The following is a 2523-nucleotide window of genomic DNA, read 5'->3' on the forward strand; positions in this document are numbered from 1 at the left end:
GCAGCACCGGCGAAGTACGGGTTGTAGTGCGTGCCCTCGGCCACCTGGACGCCGGCCGGCGGCTGCTGGTCGTAGCCGGTCAGCAGCGAGTAGATGTAGTCCGGACCGCCTTCCTGATAGCCGCCGACGAACGGGATCATGTCGATCAGGAACTGCGGGAAGCCGCGCTCGATGCCGCGCGCCTTGGCGATCAGCGAGAAGTCCGGCGGCGCCGCACCATTGTTGGCGGCAGCCGCCGCCTCGTGGTTCGGGAACGGCGACGGGAAATAGTCCGACGGAATGGCCTTGCGGGTGAACATGTCACCGCTGGCATTCGGGCCATCCTGAACCTCGTAGTTGGCGGCCAAGGCCTTCACCTGTGCGTCCGAGTAGCCGAGAGCTCCGAGCGTGCGGAACGGCACGAGGCTCATCGAGTGACAGGCGGCGCAGACTTCCGTGTAGACCTTCAGGCCGCGCTGCAGCTGGCCCTTGTCGTAATGGCCGAGCGGGCCGGCAAAGGTCCAGTGCTCATGCTTCGGATGCATGAGCGGATAGTGCGGCGTTGCGCCTTCGGCATGCTCTGCCGGCGCAGCCCCGTTCGGGGTGGCTTCCTCGGCAAGTGCCGCGCCGCTCAAACCAGCGACGACGGCCAGCGACAGGAGGCTGGTAACAAGCTTGTTCATGTGTCTCTTCCCTTCCTGTCGCACGCTCAGGCCTTGACCGGCTCGGCGGCCGCCACCTTGTTGCGCTTTTCCAGAACCGCTTCCGTAATCGAGTTGGGCAAGCGGCGCGGCGTCTCGACGAGGCCGAGAACCGGCATGATCACCAGGAAGAAGGCGAAGTAGAAGAGAGTGCCAAGCTGCGACATGATCACGTAAGTGCCTTCGGCAGGACGCGAGCCGAGCCAGCCGAGGACGATGGCATTGGCGACGAACAGCCAGAAGAACAGCTTGTACCAAGGGCGATAAGCCGCCGAACGCACCTTCGAGGTATCGAGCCAGGGCACGAAGAACAGCACGATGATGGCGCCGAACATGACGAGGACGCCGGCCAGCTTCGAGTCGATCGGTCCGATGTTGAAGGTGATCGAGCGCAGCATCGCGTAGAACGGCAGGAAGTACCATTCCGGAACGATATGGGCCGGCGTCTTCAACGGGTCAGCCGGGATGTAGTTGTCCGGATGGCCGAGGAAGTTCGGCATGTAGAAGACGAAGTAGGCGTAGACCAGCAGGAAGATCGAAACGCCAAGCGCATCCTTCAGCGTCGCGTAGGGCGTGAAGCGAACCGTGTCGGTCTTGGTCTTGACCTCGACGCCGGTCGGGTTCGTCTGGCCGACGACATGCAGCGCCCAGATGTGCAGGACGACGACGCCGGCAATGACGAAGGGCAGCAGGTAGTGCAGCGAGAAGAAGCGGTTCAGCGTCGGGTTGTCGACGGCAAAGCCGCCGAGCAGGAACTGCTGGATCCACTCGCCGACCAGCGGGAATGCCGAGAAGAAGCCAGTGATGACGGTCGCGCCCCAGAAGGACATCTGGCCCMAGGGCAGAACGTAGCCCATGAAGCCGGTCGCCATCATCAGCAGGTAGATGAGGACGCCGAGGATCCAGAGGATCTCGCGCGGCGCCTTGTAGGAGCCGTAGTAGAGRCCACGGGCRATRTGCAGATAGACGGCAACGAAGAAGAACGACGCGCCGTTGGCGTGCATATAGCGCAGCAGCCAGCCGTGGTTGACGTCACGCATGATCTTTTCGACGGAGTTGAAGGCAACCGTCGTTTCCGCCGCATAGTGCATGGCCAGCACGACGCCGGTCAGGATCTGCACGACGAGCATGACCGCCAGCATGGCGCCGAAGGTGTAGGCATAGTTCAGGTTGCGCGGAACCGGATAGGCGACGAAACTGTCATAGACCATGCGCGGCAAAGGCAGGCGCGCATCGATCCACTTCTCAAGGCCGGTTGATGGCTCGTAGCTGGAATGGCCACTCATAAATCAGTCCCCCTCAACCGATCTTGATTACTTTATCGGAAACGAACGAATAGGTCGGGATCGCCAGGTTCTGCGGCGCCGGACCTTTGCGGATGCGGCCGGCCGTGTCGTAGACCGAGCCATGGCAGGGACAGAACCAACCATTGTATTCGCCGGCCTGGCCGAGCGGGATGCAGCCGAGATGGGTGCACGAGCCGATCATGACGATCCAGTTTTCCTTGTCCTTGCCGGCCGAACGGTCGACGCCGGTCGCCTGCGCRTCGGACGGCAGGTTGGCGTTGCGCGCCACCGGGTCCTTCAGGTCGGAAAGCGGCACCTCATCGGCAGCCTTCACTTCCTCGGGCGTACGGTTGCGGATGAAGATCGGCTTGCCGCGCCACTTGGCCGTCAGCGACATTCCCGGCTCGAGGCTGGAAACGTCAACCTCGATCGAGGCCAGCGCCAACGTCGAAGCATCCGGACGCATCTGGTCGATAAACGGCCATGCAACCGCAACGGCCCCAACCGCCCCCGCCATGCCTGTGGTGAGATAAAGGAAATCACGGCGAGTCGGCTCG

The 2523-nt window shown here is 62.8% G+C and carries 3 protein-coding genes; all 3 read right to left on the reverse strand.

Annotation, left to right across the window (positions count from 1 at the left end):
- On the reverse strand, positions 1-662 hold a 662-nt coding region (locus tag AC1DE4_RS31590; protein WP_477884735.1), incomplete at its 3' end, for a cytochrome c1.
- A gap of 26 nt (positions 663-688) precedes the next feature.
- On the reverse strand, positions 689-1966 hold the full coding sequence (locus AC1DE4_RS31595; protein ID WP_477884736.1) for a cytochrome b: 1278 nt from the start codon (positions 1964-1966) through the stop codon (positions 689-691).
- Positions 1967-1979: 13 nt separating this feature from the next.
- The coding region (petA, locus tag AC1DE4_RS31600; protein ID WP_113263318.1) for a ubiquinol-cytochrome c reductase iron-sulfur subunit at positions 1980-2523 on the reverse strand (544 nt) is incomplete at its 5' end.

Source organism: Rhizobium sp. 10N414 (assembly GCF_056394785.1).